The 25,635-nt window shown below is 73.7% G+C and carries 23 protein-coding genes; 1 reads left to right on the top strand and 22 read right to left on the bottom strand.

From position 1 onward, the window contains the following. Positions 1-24 precede the first annotated feature (24 nt). From J5Y09_RS08505 to J5Y09_RS08495, 3 genes are read right to left on the bottom strand one after another with little or no spacing between them, the layout of a single operon-like run. Positions 25-2,421: a xanthine dehydrogenase family protein molybdopterin-binding subunit gene (locus tag J5Y09_RS08505; RefSeq protein ID WP_209351316.1), complete on the bottom strand. Its 2,397-nt coding sequence runs from the start codon at positions 2,419-2,421 to the stop codon at positions 25-27. Then, on the bottom strand, positions 2,418-2,900 hold the full coding sequence (locus J5Y09_RS08500; RefSeq protein ID WP_209351315.1) for a (2Fe-2S)-binding protein: 483 nt from the start codon (positions 2,898-2,900) through the stop codon (positions 2,418-2,420). Before J5Y09_RS08500 ends, J5Y09_RS08505 begins: the two co-directional genes overlap by 4 nt. Then, complete coding sequence (locus tag J5Y09_RS08495; RefSeq protein ID WP_209351314.1) at positions 2,897-3,769, bottom strand: FAD binding domain-containing protein; 873 nt, start codon at positions 3,767-3,769, stop codon at positions 2,897-2,899. Before J5Y09_RS08495 ends, J5Y09_RS08500 begins: the two co-directional genes overlap by 4 nt. 109 nt (positions 3,770-3,878) lie before the next feature. Between J5Y09_RS08495 and J5Y09_RS08490 the strand changes: the two genes are divergently transcribed. Beyond that, positions 3,879-4,487: a TetR/AcrR family transcriptional regulator gene (locus tag J5Y09_RS08490; RefSeq protein ID WP_209351313.1), complete on the top strand. Its 609-nt coding sequence runs from the start codon at positions 3,879-3,881 to the stop codon at positions 4,485-4,487. A 9-nt stretch (positions 4,488-4,496) separates the two neighbouring features. Here the strand turns inward: J5Y09_RS08490 and J5Y09_RS08485 are convergent, their stop codons facing one another. The 19 genes from J5Y09_RS08485 to J5Y09_RS08395 all read right to left on the bottom strand — a co-directional run bounded on the left by J5Y09_RS08485 (position 4,497) and on the right by J5Y09_RS08395 (position 25,348). After that, a complete protein-coding gene (locus tag J5Y09_RS08485; protein WP_209351312.1) occupies positions 4,497-6,674 on the bottom strand; it encodes a serine/threonine-protein kinase in 2,178 nt (725 codons plus the stop codon). An 88-nt stretch (positions 6,675-6,762) separates the two neighbouring features. Beyond that, positions 6,763-7,212, bottom strand: coding sequence for an ATP-binding protein (locus tag J5Y09_RS08480; protein WP_209351311.1), 450 nt, complete (start codon positions 7,210-7,212; stop codon positions 6,763-6,765). Beyond that, positions 7,209-7,547: an STAS domain-containing protein gene (locus J5Y09_RS08475; RefSeq protein WP_209351310.1), complete on the bottom strand. Its 339-nt coding sequence runs from the start codon at positions 7,545-7,547 to the stop codon at positions 7,209-7,211. The genes J5Y09_RS08480 and J5Y09_RS08475 overlap by 4 nt, the downstream gene beginning before the upstream one ends. A gap of 16 nt (positions 7,548-7,563) precedes the next feature. Beyond that, positions 7,564-9,645: a PP2C family protein-serine/threonine phosphatase gene (locus J5Y09_RS08470; protein ID WP_209351309.1), complete on the bottom strand. Its 2,082-nt coding sequence runs from the start codon at positions 9,643-9,645 to the stop codon at positions 7,564-7,566. Continuing rightward, the gene (locus J5Y09_RS08465) at positions 9,645-10,640 is read right to left on the bottom strand and encodes an ABC transporter substrate-binding protein (RefSeq protein WP_209351308.1); all 996 of its coding nucleotides are present in this window, start codon (positions 10,638-10,640) and stop codon (positions 9,645-9,647) included. Before J5Y09_RS08465 ends, J5Y09_RS08470 begins: the two co-directional genes overlap by 1 nt. Then, positions 10,637-12,682 (bottom strand): MFS transporter, encoded by a 2,046-nt coding sequence (locus tag J5Y09_RS08460; RefSeq protein ID WP_209351307.1) that lies wholly within the window; start codon positions 12,680-12,682, stop codon positions 10,637-10,639. The genes J5Y09_RS08465 and J5Y09_RS08460 overlap by 4 nt, the downstream gene beginning before the upstream one ends. Beyond that, positions 12,679-13,419 (bottom strand): hypothetical protein, encoded by a 741-nt coding sequence (locus tag J5Y09_RS08455; protein ID WP_209351306.1) that lies wholly within the window; start codon positions 13,417-13,419, stop codon positions 12,679-12,681. The genes J5Y09_RS08460 and J5Y09_RS08455 overlap by 4 nt, the downstream gene beginning before the upstream one ends. Then, a complete protein-coding gene (locus J5Y09_RS24590; RefSeq protein WP_209351305.1) occupies positions 13,419-14,234 on the bottom strand; it encodes a formyltransferase family protein in 816 nt (271 codons plus the stop codon). Before J5Y09_RS24590 ends, J5Y09_RS08455 begins: the two co-directional genes overlap by 1 nt. 77 nt (positions 14,235-14,311) lie before the next feature. Next, entirely contained in the window at positions 14,312-14,686 is a 375-nt protein-coding gene (locus tag J5Y09_RS08445; RefSeq protein ID WP_209351304.1) for a PilZ domain-containing protein, read from the bottom strand. Further along, on the bottom strand, positions 14,686-15,936 hold the full coding sequence (locus J5Y09_RS08440; protein ID WP_209351303.1) for a methyl-accepting chemotaxis protein: 1,251 nt from the start codon (positions 15,934-15,936) through the stop codon (positions 14,686-14,688). Before J5Y09_RS08440 ends, J5Y09_RS08445 begins: the two co-directional genes overlap by 1 nt. Positions 15,937-15,956: 20 nt before the next feature. After that, positions 15,957-16,325 carry a response regulator gene (locus J5Y09_RS08435; protein ID WP_209351302.1) on the bottom strand — a complete coding sequence of 123 codons (369 nt, stop codon included), beginning with the start codon at positions 16,323-16,325 and terminating at the stop codon, positions 15,957-15,959. Then, positions 16,322-16,564 (bottom strand): hypothetical protein, encoded by a 243-nt coding sequence (locus tag J5Y09_RS08430; RefSeq protein ID WP_209351301.1) that lies wholly within the window; start codon positions 16,562-16,564, stop codon positions 16,322-16,324. Before J5Y09_RS08430 ends, J5Y09_RS08435 begins: the two co-directional genes overlap by 4 nt. Beyond that, a complete protein-coding gene (locus J5Y09_RS08425; RefSeq protein WP_245216954.1) occupies positions 16,564-18,843 on the bottom strand; it encodes a chemotaxis protein CheA in 2,280 nt (759 codons plus the stop codon). Before J5Y09_RS08425 ends, J5Y09_RS08430 begins: the two co-directional genes overlap by 1 nt. Next, positions 18,840-19,220, bottom strand: coding sequence for a response regulator (locus tag J5Y09_RS08420; protein WP_245216953.1), 381 nt, complete (start codon positions 19,218-19,220; stop codon positions 18,840-18,842). Before J5Y09_RS08420 ends, J5Y09_RS08425 begins: the two co-directional genes overlap by 4 nt. A gap of 14 nt (positions 19,221-19,234) precedes the next feature. Continuing rightward, the gene (locus J5Y09_RS08415; protein ID WP_245216952.1) at positions 19,235-20,092 is read right to left on the bottom strand and encodes a CheR family methyltransferase; all 858 of its coding nucleotides are present in this window, start codon (positions 20,090-20,092) and stop codon (positions 19,235-19,237) included. Then, positions 20,089-20,640: a HEAT repeat domain-containing protein gene (locus J5Y09_RS08410; RefSeq protein ID WP_209351299.1), complete on the bottom strand. Its 552-nt coding sequence runs from the start codon at positions 20,638-20,640 to the stop codon at positions 20,089-20,091. Before J5Y09_RS08410 ends, J5Y09_RS08415 begins: the two co-directional genes overlap by 4 nt. 60 nt (positions 20,641-20,700) lie before the next feature. Beyond that, positions 20,701-21,795: a chemotaxis-specific protein-glutamate methyltransferase CheB gene (gene cheB, locus J5Y09_RS08405; RefSeq protein WP_209351298.1), complete on the bottom strand. Its 1,095-nt coding sequence runs from the start codon at positions 21,793-21,795 to the stop codon at positions 20,701-20,703. A 15-nt stretch (positions 21,796-21,810) separates the two neighbouring features. Then, a complete protein-coding gene (locus tag J5Y09_RS08400; RefSeq protein ID WP_209351297.1) occupies positions 21,811-23,337 on the bottom strand; it encodes a chemotaxis protein CheW in 1,527 nt (508 codons plus the stop codon). Between the two features lie 16 nt (positions 23,338-23,353). Next, complete coding sequence (locus J5Y09_RS08395; RefSeq protein ID WP_209351296.1) at positions 23,354-25,348, bottom strand: methyl-accepting chemotaxis protein; 1,995 nt, start codon at positions 25,346-25,348, stop codon at positions 23,354-23,356. Positions 25,349-25,635: the final 287 nt, after the last annotated feature.

The following is a 25,635-nucleotide window of genomic DNA, read 5'->3' as shown; positions in this document are numbered from 1 at the left end:
GGTTCGGTTCCTCTCCCAGGATCTTCAGATCGTGCCGAGCGCGCGCAGGATGCGCGCCGGGGTGAAGGGCTGTTCCGTCACGACGGCGCCGAGCGGCGCCAGCGCGTCGTTGATCGCGTTCATCAGCGCGCCGGGCGCGCCGGCCGTCCCGGCCTCCCCCGCGCCTTTGGCGCCGAGCAGGCTTTCCTTGGTCGGCGTCTCGACATGGCCGACATGGATCTCAGGCATCTCGGCCGACATCGGCACCAGGTAGTCGGCCATGGTGGTCGTCAGCAGGTTGCCCTCGGCGTCGTAGACGCAGTGTTCGTACAGCGCGCCGCCGAGACCCTGGACGATGCCGCCGCGCACCTGTTCGTCGACCAGCAGCGGGTTGATCACGCGCCCGCAATCCTCAACGCACCAATGCTCCAGCAGCTTCACCATGCCCGTCGCCGTGTCGACCTCGACCCAGCAGGCCTGGATGCCGTTGGTGAAGGCGAAGGGGTATTCCTTGGTGATGAAGTGGCGCGTCTGGACGAATTCGCGCGGCAGGTCCTTGGGCAGCGTGTCGCCGCGGAAATAGACGATGCGCCCGATCTCGGCGAGGCTGATGCGCTCCGCCCCCGTCGCCTTGTCCACCACCTGGCCGAGCACGATGTCGAGCGTCTCGGGCGCGGCCTGCAGCATCGCGCCGGCCACGACCAGGATCTGCTGCTTAAGCGCCACCGCGGATTGCAGCGCCGCTTCTCCACCGATGCCCGCGCCGCGGCACGCCCAGGTGCCGCCGCCATAGGGCGTGTTCTGCGTGTCGCCGGTGATGACCTTCACGCGACCCACCGGGACGCCCACGCCATGCGCCACGATCTGGGCGAGGATCGCCTCCGTCCCCTGCCCCTGCTCCGTCACGCCGGATGCGACGACGACCGAACCGTCAGGGTCCATCCGCACCGTCGCGCCGTCCTGCGCCGAGATGCGCGCGCCGCCGATGCCGTACATGAAGGGCGAGGGGTTGGTCAGTTCGATGAAGGCCGCGATGCCGAGGCCGCGATACACGCCCTTCTTCCGCTGCTCCGCCTGGTCGGCGCGGATGCGCTCGACCGGAACCATCTCCAGCAGCTTGTCCAGCGACGCGTGGTGCGACAGCCCCTCGAACCGCATCCCCGCGGGCGAGGTGAAGGGATAGGCGTCGTCGCGCAGCAAGTTGCGCCGGCGCATCTCGATCGGGTCCATCCCGATCGCCCGAGCGGCGAGATCGACCAGCCCTTCCGTCACCGCCGTCGCGATCGGGTGACCGACCGCGCGATACTGGCAGGTCGGCGCCTTGTTCTGCAGCACGACGGTGGTGGTGCAGCGGTAATTGGCGAAGTCGTAGGGCCCGCCGCAGAGATTCACCACCTGGTTGCCCTCGATGGCGCTGGTCCGCGGATAGACGGAATAGGGCCCGATGCCCGTCAAATCGTCGATGTCGAAGCCGAGGATCTTTCCCTGCGCATCGACCGCGATGCGGCCCTTGATGCGGTGGTCGCGGGCGTGGATGTCGCTGGAAAAGCTCTCGAAGCGGTCGGCCACGAACTTCACCGGCCGGCCGAGGATCCGCGACATGGCCGCGACCGCGACCTCGTCCGGATAGACATGCACCTTGATGCCGAAGGACCCGCCGACATCCTTGCAGATGACGCGGACATCGCCTTCCTCCATGCGGAGGTGCTTGGCGAAGACCGTCTGCATCATGTGCGGCGCCTGGGTCGAGTGATGGACCGTCAGCGTGCCGTCGGCGCGGTTGTAGTCGGCGATGATGGATCGCGGCTCCAGCGTCACGCCCGTGTGCCGGCCGGTGACGAAGGTCGCCTCCACCACCTTGTGCGCGGCGGCGAAGGCTGCGTCCACGTCGCCCTGCGCCGCGGTGCGGGTGAACACCAGGTTGTCGCCGAGTTCCGGATGGATCACGACCGCGCCGGGGGCGAGCGCTGTCTCCATCTCCACCTGGACGGGCAGCGGGTCCCAGTCGACGCGCAGCGACGCGACGCCATCCTCCGCCGCGGCGCGGCTGTCCGCCACCACGGCCACCACGGGTTCCCCCTGCCAGGTCGCGCGGTCGAGCGGCAGCGGATGCTGCGGCGCCGACTTCATCCCCTTGAGATGCGCGAGCACCGCGACCCAGGGGTCGCAGACCTTGGCGATGTCGGCGCCGGTGAAGACGCGGATGACGCCCGGCACCTGCATCGCGGCGGACGCATCGACGGATACGATCCGCGCATGGGCGTAGGGGCTGCGCAGGAAGGCGGCGTGCAGCATGCGCGGCAGTACGACGTCGTCCGTGTAGGTCGCGCGGCCCTGCACGAGCTTCGGCACGTTCGGCCGCGGCACGGACCGGCCGATGTAGGAATTGGGCAGGTCCTCGCGCGACAGGCCGATCGAGGCCGGGGTCGGGATCTCGTTCATCGCGCGCCCTCCCGCGCCTTCAGCGTGGTCTCGACCGCATCGACGATCGCCTGGTAGCCGGTGCAGCGGCAGTAGTTGCCCGAAAGATGCTCGCGGATCTCCTCCCGCGTCGCGCCGGGATGGTGGCGCAGGATGTCGGCCGCCGCCATCACCATCCCCGGGCTGCAGAAGCCGCATTGCGCGGCGTTGCGCGCGACGAAGGCGTCCTGCAGGTCGGCGACCTCGCCGCTGTCCGTCAGCCCCTCGATGGTCGTCACCTCGGCGCCGTCGAGCGAGGCGGCCAGCACCAGGCAGCCGCGCACGATCTCGCCATCCACCCGCACCGTGCAGGCGCCGCAGACGCCGTGTTCGCAGCCGGCGTGGGAGCCGGTCAGGCCGAGGTCGATGCGCAGGAAGTCGATCAGGTGCCGCCGCGCCTCCACGGCACGGGACACGCGTTCGCCGTTCACGGTCAGGGTGATGTCCACGCGCGCGCTCATGCCGCCTTCTCCGCTTCGGGCAGGAAGCGGCCCAGCGCGCGGCCGAGCAGCACGCGCGCGAGATGCCGCTTCATCTCCGGCGGCCCGTGCAGGTCCGCCGGCGGGTCGAGATCCGCATCCAGCGCCGCCTGCGCCGCCGCGATCGCCGCGCCGTCCAGCGCGCGCCCCGCCAGCGCCGCGCCGGCGCCCGCCGCCAGCGCCGGCACCGCGCCGACGCCAAGGAAAACAAGCCGCGCCGTCGCGATGCGCGGCCCGTCCATCTCGAGGCAGGCCGCGAGCCCCGCCATGGCGTAGTCGCCCGACCGGCGCGCCACCTCGACGATGGCGCTGCGCGTGGCCGGCGTCGCGACCGGCACCTCGACGGCGGCGATCACCTCGTCGTCCCGCAGCGCGGTCGAAAGCAGGCCGGTGAAGAAGGCGGCGGCCGCGATGCGGCGTTCCCCGGCGGGCGATGCGGCGACGATGGTCGCGCCGAGCGCCACCACGCAGGCCGGCAGTTCCGCCGCCGGGTCGGCATAGGCAAGGCTGCCGCCGATCGTGCCGCGGTTGCGGATGGCGGGATGGGCGATCAGCGGCGCGGCCTCGGCCAGCAGCGGCGCGTGCCGCGCCACCAGCGGGTCGCGCGCGAGTTCCGCATGCCGCGTCAGCGCGCCGATCCGCAGCACGCCGGCCTGCACCGCGATGCCGCGCAGCGCCGGAATGCGCGTGATGTCGATCAGGATCTTCGGTTCGGAGAGGCGGAAGGCGAGGGTCGCGAGCAGCGTCTGCCCCCCGGCGAGGATCTGCGCCGCGGCGCCGTGCTCGGCGCGGGCGCGCCAGACATCCTCGAGGCTCCCGGCGCGCAGATACCCGATGGCCGGCCACTTCATCGGCGGTCCTCCCTGGCGGACCCGGCCCAGGGCCGGACGCTTCGCTTGTTGATCAATTGATCAACAGAGTGCGACCATGGTGTCAAGAGTCAGCGGAGGAGGGCGCGAGGTGGACGGGACGCAGGGCAGGATCGCCGGGCGCCGCCTCGCCTCGCCCGCGCGGCGGGAACAGATCCTCGACGCCGCCGTCGCCTATTTCGCCGAGGTCGGATTCGGCGGCACCACGCGCGACCTTGCGCAACGGGCAGGCATCACCCAGGCGCTGCTCTACCGCTACTTCGCGAGCAAGGCGGAACTGACCGAGGCGGTGTTCGAGCGCATCTATCTCGGCCGGCTCGACCCGCGCTGGATCGACGAGATCCGCGACCGGTCCGTGCCGCTGCGCGCGCGACTGCTGCGCTTCTACGGCGCCTACACGGGCGCGATCTTCACCTATGAATGGATGCGGATCTTCATGTGGGCGGGCCTCGCGGGGGATGCGCTGAACAACCGCTACCTCTCGCGCGTGGCCGACAGCCTGCTCGCGCCCATCGCTGCGGAGATCGGCGCGGAACCCGGCCTCGCGCCGCCCGGGATGGAGGACATGTGGAACCTCCATGGCGGCATCGTCTACATCGGCATCCGCCGCTTCATCTATCGCCTGCCGACACCCGAGGACTGCGCCCCGGCGATCGAAGCCGCGATCGACCGCTTCCTCGCCGGCTGCCGCGCCGCCTGACGCGCGCGTTCAGCGCGCCGGATCCGCGAGGTCGATCACCACGCGGTTGCCGAGCCGGAAGTCGCGCGGCTGCGCGCCCGGCGCGATCCGCAGCACCAGCGCGGCGCCCTGCCCTTCCGCATCGGCGCCGCGCAGGTTGCGCGCGGGACGAATGCCGTTCGCGGCCGGCCTGCACCCCGCATCGGGAAAGACGATGCCGAGCCCTTCCACACCCGGCGTCAGCCGATAGGCGACCGGCCCCGACCAGTCGAAGACGACGCGCCCGTGCCCGTCATGCGATCCGGTGCGGATGCGCAGCCGGTCGGGCCCGCAGGCCGGCAGGGGTCCGGCCGGCGGCGCCACCATCGCGACGGAGGGCGGCGTCGCGCCGACCAGCCGCGGGGCGGGGGGCGGAGCGGCCGCCGCGCTCGCGACCCGCGCCGGCGTGCCGCCGGACAGCCCTGCACCGCCAGCATCCGCGCCCTGCGCGGCCGCCGCGGGGATAGGCGCGGCATGCGGCGTCGGGGCCGCGCCGATCGGTTCAGGATGCGCGTCGGCGGGCCGCGCCGCGGCCACCGTGGTCACCGGCGGATCGAGGACAGGGCGTGCTTCCACGACGAACTCCGGCAGCGCGGGCACATCGCGCGCGACCGAAGGAGGCGGCATCTCCGCCTCGGCGGGTGTGGCCGCCGCGACCGGCACCTGCGCGCCGCGCGTCGATGCCGCGATGTCCGCCGGCGCCTCGCCATTCGGCCTGTCCGCGGATTGCGGCATGTCGGATAACGGCGTGGGATCCGGTTCGGCGGGCCGCGCCTGCGCGACAGGCTCGGGCGCGGCGATGGCATTCGCTTCGGCCAGGGTTCCCGTCGCGGCAGTCGCCACAGGGGGCATCGCTGCGTCCGCGACGGCGGCGCGGACGTCCCGCGATGCGGGCACGGCCCTGATCGCCTCCTCCGGCTCCGGCATCCAGGCCAGCGCGGCCGCGGGCGGGCGCGCGGCGCCGGCATCGCCCACCGCAACAGGCACCGCTGGAGAGGACGCATGCGGCCCGGGCGCGGCCAGGCTGGGCGCGGCCGGCGGGCCGACACTCACGGCGACGGCGCCGGCCATGCCCGCGACATGGCTGGCGCCGATGCCGAGCGCGAGGCCGGCGACCATGCCGACGGCGATCCCCTGCCCGAAGCGGCCGCGCGCCGGCGCTGGCGCCGGCGGTGGCGGCAACGGCATCGTGGGCACGAGCGCGCCGGCCGCAGGCGCCTCGATCCCCAGCCCCGGCAAGGGCGGCGCATCCTGCCAGCGCTCCACCTCGACCAGCGCGGCGCGGATCGCGGCCGCCATCTCCTCCGCCGTCGCGAAGCGATCCTCCGGCGCCTTGGCCAGGGCGCGCGCGACCAGCGCATCCGCCGCCGGCGGGAGTTCGGCGCGCAGGCGCGTCGGCGCCGGCGGCTCCTCATGCTGGATGCGATGGAAGATGCCCGGCATCGAGCCCTTGAAGGGCCGCTCGCCGGTCAGCATGTCGTACAGGATGACGCCGGCGGCCCAGAGGTCCGTACGGCGATCCACCGCTTCCCCGCGCAACTGCTCGGGCGCCATGACCCAGGGCGTGCCGATCATCTGGCCCACCACGGTGCGGTCCTCGGCATCCGTGCGCGCGATGCCGAAGTCGGACAGACGGACTTCGCCGAGCCCATCCTCCAGGTTCATCTCCAGCAGGATGTTGCCCGGCTTCACGTCGCGATGGACGATGCCGCGCTCATGCGCCGCATGCAGGGCGGACAGCAGCGCGCAGAGGATGCGCGACGTCTCGGCCAGCGGCGGCGGCCCGGTGCGGCGCAGCGCATCGGCCAGCGTCTCGCCGATCACGAGCTCCATCACGATCCAGGCGAAGCGCTCGCCCTGGCCGAAATCGTGCACCGTGATGATGTTGGGGTGGGTGAGGCGGGAGACGGCGCGCGCCTCCACCTGGAAGCGGCGCAGGCTTTCGCGCCCCTCGGCGCCGAGGTTCTGCGCGATCGGCATGACCTTGACCGCGACGAGCCGCCCCAGCACGCGGTCATAGGCCTCGAACACCTCGCCGAAGGCGCCGCGGCCGATCGAATCGCGCACCTCGTAGCGGCCGGCGATCAGCGCCGGCGTGCCATCCGCCGCCGGCGCGAGGGAGGCGAGGGTCGGATCGTCGTCCTGCAGATGCTGCTCGGCGTGGCTCACCTGGCGGTTCCCATGCTTCGGCGCCCGGGCGTCAGGACCGGGACGCGCCATCCTAGGGCGCCGAACGTGAACAACAGGTTTGCCGCGCTCACGCCCCTGCCGGGCAGCGCCTTTCCAGCCGCAGCCGGTTGCGCCCGCCGATGCGCGCGTAGCTCTGCCGGTCGGTCATCTGCCGCATGAAGTGGATGCCGAGGCCGCCGATCGCGCGGTCATCCAGCGGCGCGTCGATGTCCGGCGCCTCCGCCCCGGTCGGGTCGAAGGGGATGCCGTCATCCTCCGTCTCGATCGCGACCTCGACCGCATCGCCGGCCGGCGCGGCGCGGAGAGCGAGGGTGAAGACGCGCCCCTGACCCGCCCCGCCGGGCCAGGCGTTGCGCAGGATGTTCACCACGACTTCCTCGAGCACCAGCAGCAGTTGCATCCGCGCCGGCATGGCGCAGCCCGCCTCCGCGAGCAGCGCCTCGGCGCGGTCGAGCAGCGCCGGCACCTCCTCCGCCGCGCGCGGGCCGTCGCAGGCGATGCCGGCGGCCTGGATCATGCGCCGAGCATCGCCGCCGCCTCGGCCTCGCCCGGCGCGATCGCGAGGATGCGCGAGAAGCCCGAGATGTCGAACACGTCGCGCACCGCAGGCTGCAGCCCGAACAGCGCCACGCCGCCGGCCGCCGCCTTGGCGTGCTTGGCCGCGAGCAGCACCACGCGCAGCCCGGCGGAGGAGACATAGGCGACCTCCCGCATGTCGAGCAGCACGCGTGACTGCCCGGGCGCCATCGCGCCCAGGATGCTGCGTTCCGCCGCCGCGCTGGTGGCGGTGTCGAGCCGCCCGGCAATCCGGTGGATCACCGCCCCGCCCTTGCGTTCCGTGATCAGGTCCATCGTGTCCGTCTCCATCTCAAGCCATGGCCGCCGCCGGGACGTCCGGGGCGCGCGCCGCCGCCGCGCCATGGAAGGCGAGACAGAGCAGCGTGATGTCGTCCGCCTGCGGCGCGCCGGCCGCGAAGGCCTCGACCGCGTCGGCGATGCGCAGCACCGTCTCGGCCGGCGCGGCGCCGCGCGACGCGGCCAGCGCCTCGCCCAGCCGCGCCTCCCCGAACAGCGCGCCATCGGCGCGGTCGGCCTCGGTCACGCCGTCGGTGAACAGCAGCAGCGTCTCCCCTGGCGCGAGGCTCGCCGCGTGGTCGGCATAGGCGAGGTCCTCCATGACGCCGAGCGCCACGCCCTGCCCGCCGCGCCCGTGCAGCGGGACCTCCGCGCCATCCGCGCGGAGCAGCCGCGGCGCGTCGTGACCCGCGCTCGCATGGACCATCGCGCCGGTCCGGCAATCGAGAATGGCGACGAAGGCGGTCGCGAACATCATGGACGGGTTGTCGGCGGCGAGGATGTCGTTCGCCTGCGCCAGCGCCTCGGCCGGGCTCGCGCCGCGCGTCACCGCCGCGCGCAGCAGGCTGCGCGTCATGGCGACGAAGATCGCCGCGGCCACGCCCTTGCCGGAGGCGTCGCCCACCATCAGCGCCAGCCTTTCGCCCGGCAGCATCAGCACGTCGTAGAAATCGCCCCCCACCTCCTTCGCCGCGCGCATCTCGGCATGGAGGGAGAAGGAGGGGCGCGTCGGGAATTCGGTCGGCAGGCTCGCCATCTGCAGGCGGCGCGCGACCTCCAGCTCCTCGACCATGCGGTCGAAGGCGACGCGTTGCGCCAGCGCGGCGCGCACCGTCTCGAGGTCCCGCGTGCGCTCGGCGAGCAGCCCGTCCATCCGGCCATGGCGGTCCAGCACGCCCTCGGCCATGCGCCCGAAGGCTTCCGCCAGGACCTGGCCGCCGCCCTCGGCCCCGGTCTCGGCCCGGCGCAGCAGGGCTTCGACCGCGGCGCGCTCGGCCGGGTCCAGCACGGCGGCGAGCCGGGCGAGGTTGCCGCGAATCACCGCGATCACTCTCTCGCGCGCCAGCCTGTCGCGCGTCTCGTGCCGACCCAGGGCAAGGCCGCTCGCCCGCAGCGCCTCGAAGGCGGCGGCGATCTCGCCCACCTCGTCGCGCCGCGCCGGCACGCTGGTGCTGGCATAGGGATCGCCCGCCGCGACGGCGCGCAGCACGCCGGCCAGGCCGGTCAGCGGGTCGAGCGCGGCGCGCAGCATCCGGTGCAGCAGCACGCCCGCGGCAAGGCCGATGCCGATCAGCAGCGCGAGCGCCGAGAGCGTCGCGAGATCCTCCCGCCGCGCCTCCGCCGTCGCGTCGCGCAGCACCATCAGCCGCGCGACCGGCAGCCCGGCAGGGGAGCGCAATTCGGTCGGCACGACCAGCACCGCGCGCCCCTCATGCTCGACCAGCCGCGGCGAGGCCGTATCCGCGCCGCCGGGGCCGAGCAGCGCCCAGCCCGCGGCCTCCGGCGCGGCCAGCGGGCGGCCTTCCAGGTCAGCCAGCAGAACCTCCGCGCGCAAGGACGCGGCGAGCGCGCGCAGCGCCCCATCGAAGGGCACGGCAAGGGCGAGCAGCGCGGTGTCGAGCCGGCGCACGGCGACCAGCCGCAGCGCGCCATCGGTCGCGGCGGTCTCGACGCCGAGCGCCTCCCGCCCCGGGGCGAGTTCGCGGAACAGCGCCGCCCCGGCCAGCATCGGCTCGCCCGAGCGCGGGCCGGGGGCCGCGGCGATCAGCTGGTCGCCACGGCCGATCGCCTCGATCCGCCCCTCGGGCACCGTGGCGACGAGGCGCGCGAGCCGCGCGCGCGCCGCCTCGGCATCCCGTCGTGCCAGCGCGGCGGCAAGCTCCTCCTCCACCGCCGCGCCGTGCAGCGCGACGCCGAGCGGGCGCGCTGCCGCGTCGAGCACGCGCGCCACCTCCGCTTCCTGCTGGGCCAGCCGCAGGGTCGCGATGCGCGCCCCGCGTTCCTCCAGCAGCAGCCAGGCGGGCAGCGCCACGGCCGCCGCGACGATGGGCAGGGTGACGGCGGCGAGGATGGCGATGCGCGTGCGCAGCAGCATCACACCGGCTCCGCGATGCGCAGCAGGCCGACCGGGGGATAGGCGCCGAGCAGCCGCGCCGTCTCCATGCGGATCTGGTAGGAAAAGCGCGTCAGCGTCTCGACCGGGATGCTGCCCGGGTCGCGTCCGCCCGTCAGGATCTGTTCCGCCTTGAAGGCGGTGAAGGCGCCGACGCTGGTGTAGCGGCTGACCAGCCCGGCGAGCCCGTCGGCGAAGGCGACAAAGCGCTCGGAGGCCGAGAAGGTCGGCAGGCCCTCGGCGATCGCGGTCTGCGTCAGCAGGGCGCGATGGTCGTTGAGGAAGGTGTCGGGCGGGATGTAGAGCCACTCCGCGCCGCCGGCCCGCGCTTCGCGCAGCAGGGCGGGAATGGCGGAAGGATCCGGCCGGCCATCCGCGCGCACCGGGACGGGAAGCTTCTGCAGCGCGGCGCCGCGCGCGGCGAGCAGCTGGCCCATCTCCTCGACCACCCGCGCGGAGTTCTGTTCCAGCGGGTTGAAGGGCGCGGCGATGCGGCGGAAGGGGCGGTAGGCGGCGATCGCCTCGACCTGCACCGCCACGGGGGCGATGTATTCGGTGCCGGTCACCGGACGCCCGGGCGCGGCGCGGGACCGCACGATGCGGTTGCCGACCGGGTCGGTGACGATGTTGAACACCGCCGGAATGCCGCTGAGGTGCCGGTCAGGGTCATGCGCATCCCACGGCCCGAGCACGGCCATCGTCAGCGTCGTGCCCCACAGGTACACAAGGTCGGGGCGCATCGTCCTGGCTTCGCGCACCAGCGCGGGCACGCGCGACAGGTCCTGCGCCACGTCGCGCACCACAAGGTCGACTGGCATCCGCCGCGCGGCGAAGTAGTCGCGGAAGCCATCGCAGGCTTCCTCCCACCCGCGGAACAGGATCATCAGGATGCGCGGCGGCCGGCCGGTGGCGAGCGCCGGCGCGGCCAGGCCAAGCCCCGCCGTGGCTAGCAGCGCGCGGCGCGAGGCGGGCATCATGCCGGCACCCCGATCGCCGGGCGGACGGCCCGGCGCAGCAACATGGCCAGCGCATAGACCACGCCCGTGGCGGCCGAGACCACGCCGATCGCCGCCAGCGCCTGCCCCATGCCCGCGCCGGCGAGCAGCGCCGCCGCCGCGAAGGGCCCGAGCATGCTGCCGAAGCGCTCGCCAAGGCGCAGGAAGGCGAGCAGCACGGGCGCCGTCGCCCCTTCCTCCGGCCGCGCGGCGGCGGCGACCGCGGCCAGCATCGGCGCGGCGGCAAGCCCCTGCGCAAGCCCGGTGATGGCGATGGCAACAGGCAGCGCGAGTTCGAGCGGCGCGGCGAAGGGCAGCGCGAGCGCGATGCCGTTCGCCACCGCCGCGCCCCAGATCAGCGCGGGGCCGAGCCGCGTGCGGTCGGCGATCCAGCCGCCCAGCGCGATCGCCGGCAGCATGCAGAAGCCGTACAGCATCACGTAGCGCCCGACCGCGGACTGGCTCAGCCCCAGGTCGTTCAGCGCGATCGGCGCGAGGTAGAAGACGAAGCCGGTCAGCACGAGCTTGGCCGGCACGGCGGCGAGCAGCAGCAGCGCGAGGAAGGCCGGCGCGCGCAGCGCGAGCCGCGCTTCCTGCGCCAGGCCGAGCGGCATCGCCAGGGTGGCCGGCGCCCCGCGCGGGAAGCCGCGCAGCGCGAGCAGCAGCACAAGCCCGACCATCGCGGCCGAGACGAGGAAGGTCGGCCCCTGCCCGATCCTGTCCGCCAGTACCGCGCCGATCGCCGTGCCGCAGACCGCGCCCGTCATCACCGCCCCGGTGAAGCCGCCGAGCGTGCCGGCCAGCCGCCCGCGCGGCGCGACCGCGACCATCTGTGCCTGGCAGGCGATGCTGACCAGCGCATAGCCCACGCCGCACAGGATGCGCGCGAGGATGAAGCCCCAGATCGTCGTCGCCAGCGCCGCGCCGAGGAAGCCCAGGGCCGCGATGACGCCGCCGGCCAGGATGGTCGCGCGCGGCCCGCGCCGCGCCGCCATGCGCCCGCCCGGCGGCGTGGCGAGCGCGACCGCGGTGACGAAGGCCGCGATCGCGACGGCGGCCAGCATCCCGGGGTCAGCCGCCCCGCCCGCGCGGGCGAGGTCGCGCCCCAGCAGCGGGATGAAGGAGGTGGAGAGCTGTTCCGCCGCGACGAAGAGGAACAGCGGCAGCCGTGCCGTGGCCGCGCCCGGCATGGCGGGTTCGGCCGCGCCCATGCCGAAGCGCGCGGCGACGCGGGCCAGCACCGCGGCCGCGCCGCGCGCCGCCGCCGCGCCACCCGACGCGACTTCCTGCGCCAGCCATTCGAGCCGCGCGCGGCGATCCGCCAGACGCCGCGCCAGGGCATTCGCGAGCCGCGCGAGGCGCCCGGCCTCGTCCGGCGCCGCATCGTCCGCCGTCACCGCGAGGTCACCCGCGGCGAGCCGCGCCGCGAGCCTGTCCGCGGCGGCAAGCGGCCCGGTCACGGCGCGTTCCAGCACATAGCGCAGCAGCTCGATCGCGAGGATGGCGCCGACCAGCATCACGATCAGCACGTCCCAGCGCGTATCCGCGATGGCGGCTTCCAACGGCGCGCGGCTCATGCCGACATGCAGGAAGGCGCGCGGCGCTTCCGCCACCGGGCCCAGCCGCAGCCGCGTGTCGTAGGCGGCATCCAGGCGCCGGGCCGCCGCGCCTTCCGGCGGCGCGGGCTCGAAGGCCTCCGCGCGCGGGCCGGCGCGGACCATCGGCGTGCCGTCGGCGCCGGCGAGCACCAGCCAGGCCACGCCCTGCCGCCCGGCCAGCACCGTCTCGAAATAGGCCGCCACGCCCGGCAGGGCGTCGAGCGGGACCCCGAGCGAGATCGCCGTTTCGATCGGCGCGGCGACGACGCCGCCCAGCGCGGCGGCCTCCTGCTCCAGCGCCGGGCGCACCTCCCGCTCGAAGGCGGAGAGCGCGGCGGCGGAGACGAGCGCCACGCAGGCGAGCAGCATCGCGACCGAGACGGCGACGAGGGTGGCGACGAGGCGCCGGATCACGGGCGCTGTCATGCCGGCGTCTCCTGCCCCGGGGGCAGGGCGACAAGCGCCTCGAGGTCGCGCTCCGCGCCGTCGAGCAGCGCCTCGGTCTCGGCAAGGCTGGCGTCGAGCGCGGCGAAGGCGGGCGGGGCGCCGCCGCCGCCGCGCGCCAGCACCTGTCCGAAGGCGTCGAAATGCCGCCGCACCGGCCGCGCCGCGAGGAAGGTCAGCAGCACCACCAGCGGCACAGCGACCCCCAGCACGAGCAGCGTCGGGCGCAACATCCCCAGCGCGATGGCATCGAGCCGCGCGCGGATGCTGTCCCGCGCATGGCCGAGCAGCAGCGTGCCTTCCGTCTGGCCGAAGCCGTTGACGATGGGCGCGGCGCGCCAGCCGGCGGTCGCGGCGCCGCCCGCGGCGGCGGCGAGCGCGGGGGGCAGGTCCTCCCCGATCCGCCCGCGCTCGGTATCGAACAGGATGCGCCCGCGCGCATCGGCGACCAGCGCGCGGTGAAGGTCCGGGTCGCTCGCCAGCGCGCGCTCGACCAATGCCTGGCCGCCGGGCACGCCGGGCAGCCGGACGCCGAGGTTGATGCCGCGCTCGAAGCCCTCCGCCGCGTCGGCGGCGATGATGCCGAGCACGCGCGCCTGCTGCGCGACCAGCAGGCGTTCGAACTTCAGGTAGTTCAGCACCGCCACCAGCGCGCAGGCGAGTACGAGCAGCAGCGCCAGCAGCAGCGCGACGCGGGAGGCGAAGGAGGATCCGCGCATCAGGACGCGGCCGCGATGGCCCCTTCCGGCAGGGCGGGCAGCAGCGCCTCGCCCAGCAGGTCGAGGTAGTCGGCGGTGGTCACCACCGGCATGGGGCCGCGCAGGAAGGCATCCGCCGCCGCTTCGCCGGGGATGCACCAATAGCGCCCGCCCGGGGGCTGCGTCGCGCCGATCGGCGCCTGGCCGCGCATCGCGCGGCGCACCGCGCGCGCGGCGAGAACGGCGCCGCCGCGATAGAGTTCGCCCATGTGCCACAGCAGCGAACGGCCCGGCCGCCGAGCGATGCGGTGTTCGGCCAGCACCGCGCCGGTGTCGATGCCGGGATCGACCAGGTGCAGGGTCGCGGCGAGTTCCGCCTCCCCCTCCAGCACCTGCCAGAAGGGGGCGAATAGGCCGCGATAGCCGGGCAGCGGGCCGGGATGGACGTTCAGGATCCCGCCCGGCACGGCCGCGATCACGGCGCGCGGGAAGATCAGGCTGAAGCGCATGGACACGACCATGTCCGGCCGCCAGGCCAGCAGGTCCGCCGCGCCGCCGCCGGGCGCGAGGTCGGCGAGCGGCCGCCAGGCATCCGGGCGCAGTTCGGGCGGCAGCCCGGCGCGCTCATCAGCCGTGGCCGCCAGCAGCGTGTCGATGGGAATGTCGCGCTCCAGCGCCTTGAGCAGCAGCGGCAGGCGATGGCCCGTCTCGGCCGGCCGCGTGCGCGTGCTGCAGAAGAAGGCAAGCTCGGGCGCAGGCGCGCCGAGCGCCGTGACGAAGGCGCGCGCCGCGAGCATGCCGAACAGATCCCGCTTCACGCACACCGCGACCCGCACGCCGAGGCCCCCTTGTCCAAGCCGCGAAAGAGTGCGGTCGGGCCGGTAAACAAACCTTCAGCGCGCAGGGCGGCGGATCAGCGCCCCTGCGCGATCCGCTGGTCGAGCCGCGCGAGGAAGGCCTCCAGCCCCATGCCTTCCAGCTCGAAGGCGATGTGCAGGCTGGAATCCGCGCCGACCGCGACGACGCGGCACGGGACCGGCAGGGCGATTCCCTCGATGCGCAGCGTGCCGATGCTTCCGGCCGCCTGCGGCGGAACGCCGACCAGCAGCGCACCGCCATGGGAGACGTTGCCGACCCGTCCCTCCACGGCAATGCCGCCCCGCCATTCGGCGCGGGCCGTCCAGTCGACCGGGTAGCGGGGATGGACCCGGCGCTCCCGGCCCGCCGTCACCACGCCGTGGCTCTGCATGGCGCCCCGCGGCGCCGTCGGCATCTGCGGGCCGGGCATCAGAACAACTCGATGGCCGGACCCGAGGCCCGGGCCGATCCGTCATGCGCCGCGCGTTGCGAATCCATCACATACCCTGCTTCCATCGGCGCGAGCAGCGCCTCGCCCACCGGCTGGACCTCCCGCCCCATGTGCAGCGCCTCGGCCAGCCAGGCGGCGTGCAGGCCGATCCGCTCGAGGCCGGCGCCGACATGCATCAGCCGCTGGCGAACGATGTCCTGGACCTGCGTGCCGCCCGCGGCGCGGGTGGCATGCCGGGCGATGTCGCCACCCGCGGCCTGGATGGCGGTCAGCGCCGTGCCGGTGGTCCGCGCCAGCAGGGCGAAGGCCTCCTCCGCCGCGACCGCCTCGCGCTCGGCGCTGGCGAGCAGCGCTTCCTCGGCATCGTTGTCGAGCGCGTCCGACAGGCGGCGGCGCATCAGGTCCCGCAGCCGGGCAAGGCCCTGCGACACGCCGTCGGCGACTTGGGAGGCCTCCCCGGCCAGCGTCCGCACCTCCTGCGCGACGACGGCGAAGCCGCGCCCGGCCTCGCCCGCGCGGGCCGCCTCGATCGTCGCGTTCAGGGACAGCATCCTGGTCTGGGACGCGATCCGGCCGATGGCGCCGACCGCGGTGGCGAAGCCCTCCGCCTCCGCGGCGATGCCGGCATAGATCTGCCGGTCGTCGCGGATCTGCGCCGTGCGGCTCTGCAACCTTTCGCGCAGCGCGTTCATGGCGCGGCGCATGGTCTCGACCTCCTGCGTGCCGGCCTCGGTCAGCGTTCCCGATTCCCGCTGCGCGGTCTCGAGCGTCGCGAGCAACCCGCGGAGCCCGGCATCGATGCTGTCGAGGTCCCCGATCAGCGACAGCGCCGCGCCCTCGGTCTCCTCGATCGCGCCATCCACCTGGCGCCGCATGATGTCGGCGACCTCCCTGTAGCGGTTCAGCTCGCCGGCGACCTGCTGCGCCGTGGCGGGTTCGGTCCGCACGGATGCGGGCTGCGGTTCCGGCATGGGCATGGATGGAACGTCGGCGGGCGGCGCCGCGCGCGACGCCGCCTCGCCGCGGAGGAACAGCGGCAGCAGAGCGAGCGCGAAGCCGAGCGCGCCGCACAGATCGGCGGCCAACCCGGGCCCCATCGCCGCGCGGCCGAGCTGTGCGCCCGCCACGCCGAGCACGGCGCCGGTCAGCACGCAGCCGGCAAGCCAGGCGTGGCTGCGCGCGGGGGCCGGCGTGCCGCGGGCCGGAGGTGTCGCGAAATCGAAGGGCATGGTGGCGGGTGCCTTTCCGGTCAGGCCGGCGCGACCTGGCGCAGCACCTGCATGAGCTTGTCGCTGTCCACGGGCTTCACGAGCCAGCCCGTGGCGCCGGCGGCCCGCGCCTCGTCGCGCTTGGCCTGTTCCGATTCCGTGGTCAGGACCAGGATCGGCAGGAATCGATAGGCGGGGATCTTGCGCATCTCGCGCACCAGCGCGGCGCCGTTCATCCCCGGCATGTGGTAGTCGGTGATCATCGCGCGGAGCGCCGGCATGGATTTGAGCTTCACGAGCGCCTCCTCGGCGGTCGCGGCCTTCTCCACGGGCTGGCCGGATCGGCTCAGCATGCTCTCCATGCTCGCAAGGATCGTCGGGCTGTCGTCGACGAGGAAGACGGGCTTCATCGCGTCACCTTCTGGATGGGGGCCAGCGCGGCTGCCAGCAGCGGATCGGGCGGCGGCGCGGCAATTCGCGGCCCGATGGCGAGGATCAGCTGCACCACGGCGCTGTGCGGCGCGGCGCAGTCGGACAGGTCGATGGACGGCTCGGGCGTGGTCCGCAGCCAGTCGAGCAGCGGCTCCGCCTCCTCCACCGTGCAGGCGCCAGAGAAGGTCGCGAGCCCGTCGGCATAGGTGATCGGCATCAGCGCACGAGCTCCGGCAGGTCGAGGATCAGCAGCACGCGGCCATCGCCGAGCAGCGTGGTCCCGGCGAAGCCGGGCAGGCCGGCGATCACGCCTTCCAGCGGCTTGACGATCGCCTCCATGACCTCGCGGAAGGCGCCGACGACGAGGCCGAGGCGTTCGCCGCCCACGCGCACGACGAGCACCGCCTCCTCCTCCGCGCGACTGTCCTCCTCGGGCAGGTCGAGCAGGTGGGCGAGGCGCAGCAGCGGCACCACCCGGTCGCGCAGCACGAAGGCCTCACGCTGGCCGATGCGGCGCACGGCGGCGCGCGGGACGCGCACCGTCTCGATGACGAGGCCCATGGGCACGCCGAACAGGCGTTCCCCGCAGGCGACCGTCATCAGCCGCGTCACCGCCATGGACAGCGGCAGGGTGATCTCGACGACCGTCCCTTCCCCCTTGCGGGAGGAGAGGGAGACGCTGCCGCCGGCCTTCGCGATGGTGCTGCGCACCACATCCATCCCGACGCCGCGGCCGGACAGGTCGGATATCGTGGCGGCGGTCGAGAAGCCGGGCAGGAAGATCAGCTCGCAGGCTTCCTGGTCGGTCAGCGCCTCGACGCGCTCGGGCTCCATCAGCCCCTTCTCGAGCACGCGGCGCCGCAGCTTCTCGGGATCGAGCCCTCGCCCGTCGTCGACGACGCGGATGACGACCTGGTCGTTGCCCTGCCGCGCCTCGAGCCGCAGCGTCCCGTGCTCGGGCTTGCCCGCGGCGAGGCGCTCAGCCGGCGGCTCGATGCCGTGGTCGAGGCTGTTGCGCACCATGTGGATCAGCGGGTCGGCGAGCGCCTCCACCACCGTCTTGTCGGCCTCGGTCTCGCCGCCCTCGATCAGCAGCTCGACGCGCTTGTCGAGCCGGCGCGCGGTGTCGCGCACGAGGCGCGGGAAGCGCTGGAAGACGTTTTCGACCGGCATCATCCGCACGGCCATCACGGCCGTCTGCATCTCCTCGGCGATGCGGCTGACGAGCGCCTGGCGGTCCTTGATCTCCCGCGCCAGCTCGCGCACGCCGAGGCTGCCGTCCTCCGCGCGGCGCGACAGCCAGGCCAGCGCGTTCTTGGCGACGACAAGCTCGCCGATCAGGTTCATCAGCGCGTCGATCTTCGCCTGCTCGACGCGCAGGGTCGTCGCGGGACCGCCGCGCGCAGTGTCGGCGCCGGCGGGCCGCTGCGCGGCCGTCTCGGGCGCCTCGGCCGCCTGGAGCGGTGCGGGCGCGTCGAGCCGCGCCTCGAGCGTCGCGATCAGGCCGAGCAATCCGGCCGCGTCCTGAGGCACCGGATCGCTCCATCCGGCATGGGCGATGGCCGCACCGATCGCGCTGCGCGCCGCGGCGATGCGCCCGGCGGCGATCGGATCGGCCGCCCCCTCCCCGCCACCGGCTTCCAGAAGGCGCCGCTGCGCCGCGAGCAGCGCCCGCACCGTCTCCGACACCTCATCCGCGGGCGCGGCGAAGGCGCCGGGCGCCGCCATGCGCGGGCCGATCGCCTCGGGCGGCAGGGCCGCGATCTCCACCTGGTCCGGCACGTAGCGGAAAAGGTCCTCGACCACGCCCGGCTCGGCCGCGGCGATGGCGAGGTAGCGCAACTGGCTGCGATAGGGATCGATCTCCGAGGCCGCCGGCCACGGTGCGCAGGGCTCGAGCGCCAGCCAGGCGAGCCCCGGCACGAGACGCACGAGGCCGAGCGGGTCCTCGCCGCGGAAGAAGCAGTGCTCGTCCGGCGTGTAGCGCAGCGCGACGAAGCCCTGGCCGGGCGGCAGCGCCGCCAACACATCCGGCGGCAGCGCGGCAAGCCAGGCAGGCGGCGGCGCCGTCGCGGCGGCCGCGGCCGCACCTTGCCCCGCGCCGCCGAGATGCGCGCGCAGCCGCGCCGAAAGGTCGGCCGACGCGGCTTCCGCCCCGTCGGGCAGCAGCGACGCCTCGGCGAGGGACTCGATCCATTCCGCGAGACGGTCGAGGGTCGCGAGCAGCAGGTCGGCATGCGCCGGAGCCAGGTCGAGCCGCCCGGCCTGGGCGGCGCAGAGCAGGTCCTCCGCCGCATGCACCAGCCGCGTGAAGGGCCCGATCTCGAAGAGACCGGATGTGCCCTTGAGCGTGTGCATCGCGCGGAACAGCGCGTTCATCGGCTCGGCCGCGGCGGGATCGCGTTCGAGCAGGAGGAGGCTGCGCCCGGCCTGCTCCAGCAGGTCGCGCGCCTCGGGGATGAACTGCGGCAGCAGCGGGCTGTCGATGACGGTCATGCGCTGGCCCCATGGAGCGGCACGCCGGCGAGCACCGAGGCGAAGCGCGCCAGCACCTCCGGGCGCACCGGCTTCGAGAGGAACAGGTTCGCCCCGGCGGCGAAGGAGCCCTCGACATCGCCCGCGGCGCGCTCGCTCGTGACGATGATGGCCGGGATGGCGGCGAGCGCGGGTTCCGCCCGCGCGGCGCGCAGGAAGGAAAGGCCGTCCATCTGCGGCATGTTCACATCGACGAGGAACAGGTTCGGCGGCGCGGCCAGCGCGCGTTCCAGGGCCTCGAGCCCGTTCATCGCCTCCTCCACCCGCATGCCGGCCTTCTCCAGGGTGTCGCGATGGAAGCTTCGGATCGTGGCGGCGTCGTCCACGATCAGGGCCAAGGGAGTTGTCGCAGTCATGCGGGTGCCCTCTGGTAGACAATCGCATCGCGGAACTTCCGAACCGTAAAGAGCGAGCAGATCCGGCTCATGGCTTCGGAATGGCCGAGGCAGACGAAGCCGCCCGGACGCAATGCCTCATACAGCGCGGTCCCGGCCTGGCGGCGGGACGCGTCGTCGAAATAGATCAGCAGGTTGCGGCAGAAGATCACGTCGTAGAGGCCGCGATGGCGCGCCATCTCCGCCGGATCGCTGAGGTTCGTCGCCGTGAAGCGCACCGCGCCGCGGATCGGCGCCGCGATGCGCCAGCGCTCGGGCCCGGCGGACTCGAAGTAGCGCGCGCGCATCTCGGGCGGCAGGTTGTGCAGCGCGCGTTCGCCATAGACGCCGGCACGGGCGCGGGACAGCGCGCGGGTGTCGATGTCGGAGGCGACGATCTCGACATCGACCGTCTCGAGTCCAGGCCAGTTCTCGGTCAGGTGCAGCGCGATCGAATAGGGCTCCTCGCCCGTCGAGCAGGGCAGCGACCAGATGCGCAGCGTCTCGCCCCGCCGGCGCGCGGCGAGCTCTGGCATCATCTCGGAGGCGAGGGCGCGGAGCTGGTAGTCCTCCCGGTAGAAATAGGTCTCGTTGACCGTCATCTCGTTGATGAGGAGCTGCATCTCCTCGCCGTCGCGATCCTCGTAGCGCAGCTTCAGCATGTAGGCGCGCAGCGTCGGCTGGCCCGTCGCGGCGACCCGTTCCGCGAGGCGTCGGTCGACGAAGTAGCGCTTGCCGGCGCCGAACTGGATGCCGGTGCGCGTGTAGAAGAACTCACAGAAGCGGAGGTACTGCTCCTCATCGAAGGGCATGGCCGGACCGTTCGCGGCGCTCATGGCGCGGCGCCGATCTGCCCGAGTGCGGCGCGCACGGCGAAACGGACCATCGGCTCATGCTCGAAGCGCGCGGCGAAGCCGCGCAGCGCGTCCGCATCCTCGATCGAACCGGCCTGGGCCAGCACCTCGACGGCGGCGAGCCCGACATTCGCTTCCGGATCCTGGGCCAGGACGGCATGCAGGGTGCCGCGCACCGTCCCGGCGGGGAAGGCCGACAGCACGCCCGTCGCGAGCAGGCGCAGATCCGCATCCGGGCGGCCGAGCAGCCCGAGCAGCGGCGGCAGCGCGACCTCGGCCGGCATGCGGCGCAGCCCGTCGAGCGCGGCGTTGCGCAGCGCCGCGTCCTCGCTGCCGACCAGCGCGGCGAGGCCCTCGGCCGCGGCGGGGTCGCCGGTCGCGGCCAGCGCGGTGACGATCGCGTCCCGCACAACGGCGACGGGTTCGCCCGGCAGCGCCGCGAGCAGCGCCGGCGCCGCCGTGACGTCGCCCGCGCAGGCCAGCGCGGCTTCGCGTCGCCGGTCGGGCGGCGCGTCGCGATCGAAGGCCAAGCTGGTCCGCCTGGCGCGGGGGGATGCGGGCGGCTTGCCCCGGACGAGCGGCATGGCCTGTCAGCGCCCCCGCCGCGACCAGGCAAGCAGCTGGCGCGCGACATCTTCGGCCGGCAGCACGATGTCCGCGCCGCCGCGCTTGATCAGTTCGGCGGGCATGCCGAAGACCACGGCGCTCTCCTCGGATTCCGCGATGGTGCGGCCGCCGGACTTGCGCAGCGCGGCCATCGCCTCCGCCCCGTCATTGCCCATGCCGGTCAGCAGCACGCCGGTCAGCAAGGCGGCCGGCATCGCCGCCATGGCGGAGGAGACGAGCCGGTCCGCGCTCGGGTGCCAGAGGCTGGCATCGGCCGGGACCGAATTCGCCACCAGCCGGCCGAGACGCTTTTCCACCACGATGTCGCTGTCGCCGCGGCCGATATAGACCCGCCCTGGCTCCAGCGGGACCGGACGGTCTACCTCGGTCACGTCCAGCGCGCACAGGCTGTCCATCCGTCGGGCGAAGACGCCGGTAAAGCTCGAGGGCATGTGCTGGGCGACGAGCACGGGCCAGGGATAGTCCGCCGGCAGCGCGGGCAGGATCTCCTCCAGCGTCCGCGGCCCGCCGGTCGACACGCCGATCAGCACGAGCCCCGCCACGCCGGCGCGGGTCGCGACGCGATGGCCGGCGACGTTCGTCGCGCCGTGCTCGACGGCGCGGCGCTGGGCGCCGATCCGCTCGCGCAGGCCACGGGCGCGCCGGGGCCGTGCGCGCGCCGCGGCGCGCACCTTGCCGACCAGTTCCATGCGAATCCGGTCGATGCTGAGCGAGACGGTGCCGTCGGGCTTGGCGATGAAGTCCACCGCGCCGAGGTCGAGCGCCTGCAGCGTCACCGCCGCCCCCGCCTCGGTGAGCGAGGAGACCATGACGACGCGCGCCGGCGAGCCGCCGCGCGAGAGGCGCTCGAGGCAGGAGATGCCGTCGAGCTCGGGCATGTTCACGTCGAGCGTGACCACGTCCGGCGCGAATGCTTCCGCCTGTTCCAGCGCCTCCCGCCCGTTCCGGGCGAAGGCGAGCGTGAAGTCGCCCTCCGCCTCGAAGATCTGGCGCATGTGCTTGCGCATCAGCGCGCTGTCATCGACGACGAGAAGGCGTATCCCCCCTGCATGCGGCATGCTGCGCGGCCCCGCTCAGGCTGCTTCCAGGGCTTCGATCTCGCGCGCCTCAAGCAGGTCGCCCGGGTCGATCAGCAGCAGCATGCGGCGCTGCGCGGGCAGGTTCGCGACCCTGCGGATCAGCCGCGCCTGCGCCTCGGACAGGTGGGGCGTCCGCTCGATCGCCCCGTGCGGAATCTTCAGCACCTCCGAGACCTGGTCGACGATGAAGCCCGTCCGCATGCCGCCGATCTGCAGCACCATGATGCGCTGGCGGTCGTTGCGGTCCTGCGCCGGCAGCGCGAAGCGCCGCCGCTGGTCCACGACCGGCAGCACCGCGCCGCGCAGGTTCACCACGCCCTCGATGAAGTCGGGCGTGCGCGGGATGTGCGTCAGCGCGTCCGGAACGCGGACGATCTCCTGCACCGCCCCGATCGGCACGCCGTATTCCTCCCCGGCAAGGCGGAAGACCACGACCTGTTCCTCGTCCTCGGCCGAGATGCGGCCCGCCGCGCCTTCGTCGTCCATAGCGCCCTCATCCGCTGCCTCGCCGCCCGTCACCTCGGCCACCGCCGAGCGGAGCGACGCGTCGTGGAACATCCGTCGTGCCGACAGGATCGTGACGAGCCGTCGGCCCTGCTCCAGCCGGCAGATCCCCTCGAGCCATCCGTCCTCTTCGCCGGCCAGCAGCGGGGGGACCGGCTCCACGAGGCCCCGCGGCACGCGCAGCACCTCCTTCACCTGGTCCATCACGATGCCGATCGACGCGCCGGCGGCGCCATCGGGCGAGACCACCAGCACGCGGCAGCTCTCGCCGAGATCGCCTTCCGGCAGGCCGAAGATCCGCCGCAGGGAAACCAGCGGCAGAAGCCGCTCGCGCAGCGTGATGACGCCGACGACGTGGGATCGCGCCTGCGGCACGCGCGTGACCGCGCCGGGCAGCTGGACGATCTCCTGCACCTCCTCGATCGGCAGGGCGTATTCCTCCCCCGCCGCGGCGAAGCTGACGAGCTGGACGTCGTCCTCCGGCACCGCGGCGTCCTGCGCCTCGTCGAGGCCCGCCGTCCCGCCGCCGGCGGTGCCGGACCGCTGCGACATGCCGTCGAGCGTGAGCAGCCGCGCGGGATCGAGCAGCTGGATCAGGCCCGCCTCGCGCTTGACCACGCCGCGCAGCAGGTCGCTGCGCACCGTCGCCTCGATCGTCGTGGCGTCCTCGATCTCGCCCGCCTCGGCCGTCACGACCGACGCCATGCGGTCGACGACGAAGCCCGCCGGGCGGTCGCCCAGCCGCACCACGACGACGCGGGTCGCGTCGTCATGCGCAGCACCTTCGCATCCGAAGACGCGGCGCAGGCTGCTCACCGGCAGCACCGCGCCGCGCAGGTTGGCGATGCCCTCGAGGCTCGGCGGCGCCAGCGGCACCTGGACGAGCTCCGGCATCCGGATGATCTCCTGCACCTCGGCGAGCGGGACGCCGAAGATCTCCCGCTCCACCTGGAAGGTGACGAACTGGCGGCCTTCCGCCGCCGCGCCGGCATCGGGCGCCTCCGCCGTCGCGCTCATGGCTCGCGCTCCCCGCTCAGGCGGCTTCGCTGTTCTGCAGCTCGTCGGCGAGCGAGGCGATCTCCTCGACCGCCGAGGCGAGTTCCTCGGCGCCCTTGGACTGCTCGCGCGCCGCCTGGGAGGCCTGGCCCGCCGCGGTGCTCGTCTGCGTCGCCGCCGCGGCGACTTCCGCCACGCCCTGCCTCGCTTCCTCGAGCGCCGCGAGGATCTCGGCCGCACCCGTCGTGATTGCGCGGTTGCCGTCGAGCACCACGGCCATGTCGGTCGCCGCCACCGCCAGGTTCTCGGTGATCGCCTTGTTCTTCTCGACCTCGGCCGCGGCGAGCGCGGCGGTCTCCTCCAGGTCGCGCCGGACGGCGACGATCTGGTCCTGCACGGACTTCACCAGGTCCTTGATCCGGTCGGCGTTCTCGCTGCTGTCGCGGGCGAGGTTGCGGATGTCGGTCGAGACGACGAGGAAGCCCTTGCCGAACTCCCCGGCGCGCGCGGCCTCGATCGAGCCGCTCACGGCCAGCATGTTGGTCTGGATCGAGACGGTCGTGATCGCGTCCACGATCTTGTCGATCCGACGGCCAAGCTGCTCGAGCGCGGTGATCTGCGTGCGCGCGGTGGCGTTGTCGCGCACGGACTGCTCGACGCCCGCGATCATCTTCTCGACGGCCGCGGCGTTCGACTTGAGCGCGACGCTCATCGCCTCGCCCTTCTCGAGCGATTCGACGGCCCGCGCATTGGCGAGCTCGGCGCTCTTCTGGATCTGGACGATGGCGGCGGAGGATTGCTGCGTGGCGGCGGCCTGCTGCTGCGCGCCGCGGCTGATCTGCTCGATCGCGGTCATGATCTCGGCGGCAGCACGGTTGATCTCCTCCACCGCAGCGGACAGTTCCTCCGAGGCGGAGGCGACTTCCTCGGCGCTCTTGGAGATGTCGGTGCTGCTGCGCAGCTCGTCGGACAGCTCGGACAGCTCGGTCGCGGCCTGCTCGGACTGGGCGAGCGCGGTCGTCTGCTGCTCGACCGTCTTCTGCGCTTCCTCGCAGGCGGCGGACTGTTCCTGGGCGGCGGCGGAGATGGCCTCGGCCCCCTTCTGCGCCTCGGCGGCGGCGGCGTCCGATTCCTCGGCGGCCTTCAGGATGTCGCTCGCGCCGTCGAGGATCGCGACGATGTCGGTGCGAAGGGCCTCGAGCTGCACGGTCACCGCTCGGCCGCCTTCGACCTCGGCCTGCGCCGCGGCGCTGGACGCGGCGATGCCCTCGGAGATGACCTTCACGTCACGCTGGATCTGGGCGACGAGGTCCTGGATGTCGCGGGCGCTCTTCTCGCTGGTCTCGGCGAGGGTGCGCACCTCGTCGGCGACCACGGCGAAGCCCTTGCCGTGCTGGCCGGCGCGGGCCGCCTCGATCGCGGCGTTCAGGGCGAGGAGGTTGGTCTGGTCGGCGATGCGCGCGACCGCCTTGACGATCTCGCCGATGTTCGCGGCCTCACGGTCGAGTTCGGCGACCATCGCGACCGAGCCGCCCTGGCGTTCGGCCGCGCGGCCGACGCTCGCGACCGAGCCCGTGATCTGCGCGCTGACCGCGGTCAGCACGTCCTGGAGCGCGGAGGTCTTGCGGCGGGACACGTCGGCGGATTCGGCGGAGGAGCGGATCTGGCCGGCGATGCGCGTCACGGCGCGCTGCGACTGCTCGGCGGCCGAGGCGGCCTCGGCCGCGCCGCTCGAGATCTGGGTCATCGCGCTGCGCAGTTCCTCGCAGGCCGAGGCGGCCTCGGCGATGCCGCTCGAGACCTGCGTGGTGGCCGAGGCGACGCGCTCGGCGGCCTTCTGCTGGCGCGCGAAGGTGCGCTGGCGGCGCTTGGGTTCGGTCGCCGCGGCGGCGCGGCGAGGCGGGGCGGCCGGCGCCCGGACGGGGGTGCGCGCCGGCTCGGCGAAGGACACCGCCTTGCCGTTGGCGTGGCCGTTCAGATGCCCGTTCGCCGGGGCGGACGCAGGCTTGGTCGGAGCGCTGACGAGAGGCATTCCTGGGGGTTCCCTGAAGGTGAGGACAGGCACGGCGTTCGATCGTGTTTTCGAACAATGTTATTAAAGAAGGCTGACCCTTCCGGCAGGTTTGTGCGGCGGCGTGACGAAACGTCGCAGCACGCGCACCAGACAGGGCGCGCGGCGGCAGGATCGAGACGAAGAACGCTGGGCGGCGGGTACGGGCCGGAGCCGGATCAGGGCATTCGAAACGCATCGCGCAGGGTCAGGCGGTCGTCCCCTGGCTTTGACCGGCGCGCGTTCAATCGTGGCAGGATGCGCCGGGC

This window comes from Roseomonas nitratireducens (genome assembly GCF_017813355.1).
GTDB classification, from domain to species: Bacteria; Pseudomonadota; Alphaproteobacteria; order Acetobacterales; family Acetobacteraceae; genus Neoroseomonas; species Neoroseomonas nitratireducens.
Note: the sequence above shows the minus strand (reverse complement) of the source record. Positions and strands in the feature narration are given on the sequence as shown.

Excerpts from the sequence above, each read along its gene's own strand:
- J5Y09_RS08505 (WP_209351316.1), bottom strand. The coding sequence starts at position 2,421 with ATGAACGAGATCCCGACCCCGGCCTCGATCGGCCTGTCGCGCGAGGAC.
- J5Y09_RS08500 (WP_209351315.1), bottom strand. The coding sequence starts at position 2,900 with ATGAGCGCGCGCGTGGACATCACCCTGACCGTGAACGGCGAACGCGTG.
- J5Y09_RS08495 (WP_209351314.1), bottom strand. The coding sequence starts at position 3,769 with ATGAAGTGGCCGGCCATCGGGTATCTGCGCGCCGGGAGCCTCGAGGAT.
- J5Y09_RS08480 (WP_209351311.1), bottom strand. The coding sequence starts at position 7,212 with ATGATCCAGGCCGCCGGCATCGCCTGCGACGGCCCGCGCGCGGCGGAG.
- J5Y09_RS08475 (WP_209351310.1), bottom strand. The coding sequence starts at position 7,547 with ATGGACCTGATCACGGAACGCAAGGGCGGGGCGGTGATCCACCGGATT.
- J5Y09_RS08470 (WP_209351309.1), bottom strand. The coding sequence starts at position 9,645 with ATGCTGCTGCGCACGCGCATCGCCATCCTCGCCGCCGTCACCCTGCCC.
- J5Y09_RS08465 (WP_209351308.1), bottom strand. The coding sequence starts at position 10,640 with ATGATGCCCGCCTCGCGCCGCGCGCTGCTAGCCACGGCGGGGCTTGGC.
- J5Y09_RS08460 (WP_209351307.1), bottom strand. The coding sequence starts at position 12,682 with ATGACAGCGCCCGTGATCCGGCGCCTCGTCGCCACCCTCGTCGCCGTC.
- J5Y09_RS08455 (WP_209351306.1), bottom strand. The coding sequence starts at position 13,419 with ATGCGCGGATCCTCCTTCGCCTCCCGCGTCGCGCTGCTGCTGGCGCTG.
- J5Y09_RS08445 (WP_209351304.1), bottom strand. The coding sequence starts at position 14,686 with ATGCCCGGCCCGCAGATGCCGACGGCGCCGCGGGGCGCCATGCAGAGC.
- J5Y09_RS08440 (WP_209351303.1), bottom strand. The coding sequence starts at position 15,936 with ATGCCCTTCGATTTCGCGACACCTCCGGCCCGCGGCACGCCGGCCCCC.
- J5Y09_RS08435 (WP_209351302.1), bottom strand. The coding sequence starts at position 16,325 with ATGAAGCCCGTCTTCCTCGTCGACGACAGCCCGACGATCCTTGCGAGC.
- J5Y09_RS08430 (WP_209351301.1), bottom strand. The coding sequence starts at position 16,564 with ATGCCGATCACCTATGCCGACGGGCTCGCGACCTTCTCTGGCGCCTGC.
- J5Y09_RS08425 (WP_245216954.1), bottom strand. The coding sequence starts at position 18,843 with ATGACCGTCATCGACAGCCCGCTGCTGCCGCAGTTCATCCCCGAGGCG.
- J5Y09_RS08415 (WP_245216952.1), bottom strand. The coding sequence starts at position 20,092 with ATGAGCGCCGCGAACGGTCCGGCCATGCCCTTCGATGAGGAGCAGTAC.
- cheB (WP_209351298.1), bottom strand. The coding sequence starts at position 21,795 with ATGCCGCATGCAGGGGGGATACGCCTTCTCGTCGTCGATGACAGCGCG.
- J5Y09_RS08400 (WP_209351297.1), bottom strand. The coding sequence starts at position 23,337 with ATGAGCGCGACGGCGGAGGCGCCCGATGCCGGCGCGGCGGCGGAAGGC.
- J5Y09_RS08395 (WP_209351296.1), bottom strand. The coding sequence starts at position 25,348 with ATGCCTCTCGTCAGCGCTCCGACCAAGCCTGCGTCCGCCCCGGCGAAC.